The following is a 1,340-nucleotide window of genomic DNA, read 5'->3' on the forward strand; positions in this document are numbered from 1 at the left end:
GCCCTCTGTACCGGCCATTGTAGCATGTTTGCAGCCCAAGACATAAGGGGCATGATGACTTGACGTCATCCCCACCTTCCTCCGAGTTGACCCCGGCAGTCCCCCATGAGTCCCCACCACCTCCGAAGAGGCGTGCTGGCAACATGGAGCAAGGGTTGCGCTCGTTGCGGGACTTAACCCAACATCTCACGACACGAGCTGACGACAGCCATGCACCACCTGTCACCCGATCCGAAGAGGGCCACATCTCTGCAGCTTTCCGGGCGATGTCAAGCCTTGGTAAGGTTCTTCGCGTTGCGTCGAATTAAGCAACATGCTCCGCCGCTTGTGCGGGCCCCCGTCAATTCCTTTGAGTTTTAGCCTTGCGGCCGTACTCCCCAGGCGGGGCGCTTAATGCGTTAGCTCCGGCACGGAGATCGTGGAAGATCCCCACACCTAGCGCCCAACGTTTACAGCGTGGACTACCAGGGTATCTAATCCTGTTCGCTCCCCACGCTTTCGCTCCTCAGCGTCAGGTAAGGCCCAGCAAGCCGCCTTCGCCACCGGTGTTCCTCCTGATATCTGCGCATTTCACCGCTACACCAGGAATTCCACTTGCCCCTACCTACCTCTAGCCGGCCCGTATCCACCGCAGACCCGCAGTTAAGCTGCGGGCTTTCACGGCAGACGCGACCAGCCACCTACGAGCTCTTTACGCCCAATAATTCCGGACAACGCTTGCGCCCTACGTATTACCGCGGCTGCTGGCACGTAGTTAGCCGGCGCTTCTTCTGCAGGTACACGTCAACTTCGTCCCTGCTGAAAGAGGTTTACAACCCGAAGGCCGTCATCCCCCACGCGGCGTCGCTGCGTCAGGCTTCCGCCCATTGCGCAATATTCCCCACTGCTGCCTCCCGTAGGAGTCTGGGCCGTGTCTCAGTCCCAGTGTGGCCGGTCGCCCTCTCAGGCCGGCTACCCGTCGTCGCCTTGGTAGGCCACTACCCCACCAACAAGCTGATAGGCCGCGAGCCCATCCCCAACCGAAAAAACTTTCCACCACCACCCGATGCCGGGGGCGGTCGTATCCGGTATTAGACCCAGTTTCCCGGGCTTATCCCAGAGTCAGGGGCAGGTTGCTCACGTGTTACTCACCCGTTCGCCGCTCGAGTACCCCGAAGGGCCTTTCCGCTCGACTTGCATGTGTTAAGCACGCCGCCAGCGTTCGTCCTGAGCCAGGATCAAACTCTCCATAAGATGTTTGAAACTAGCAAAAACTCATCATATTCCAGACGAGGTGTTGCATGAAATACTTCATGCACTGGCTTTTAACACACTGTTGAGTTCTCAAGAAACGGACGCGT

Annotated in this window: 1 rRNA gene; it reads right to left on the reverse strand. The window is 58.6% G+C overall.

Annotation, left to right across the window (positions count from 1 at the left end):
• Positions 1 to 1,233: ribosomal RNA gene (locus tag HNR40_RS53430) — 16S ribosomal RNA — on the reverse strand; the annotation flags it as partial.
• Positions 1,234 to 1,340 lie beyond the last annotated feature (107 nt).

Source organism: Nonomuraea endophytica (genome assembly GCF_014203235.1).
Classification (GTDB): domain Bacteria; phylum Actinomycetota; class Actinomycetes; order Streptosporangiales; family Streptosporangiaceae; genus Nonomuraea; species Nonomuraea endophytica.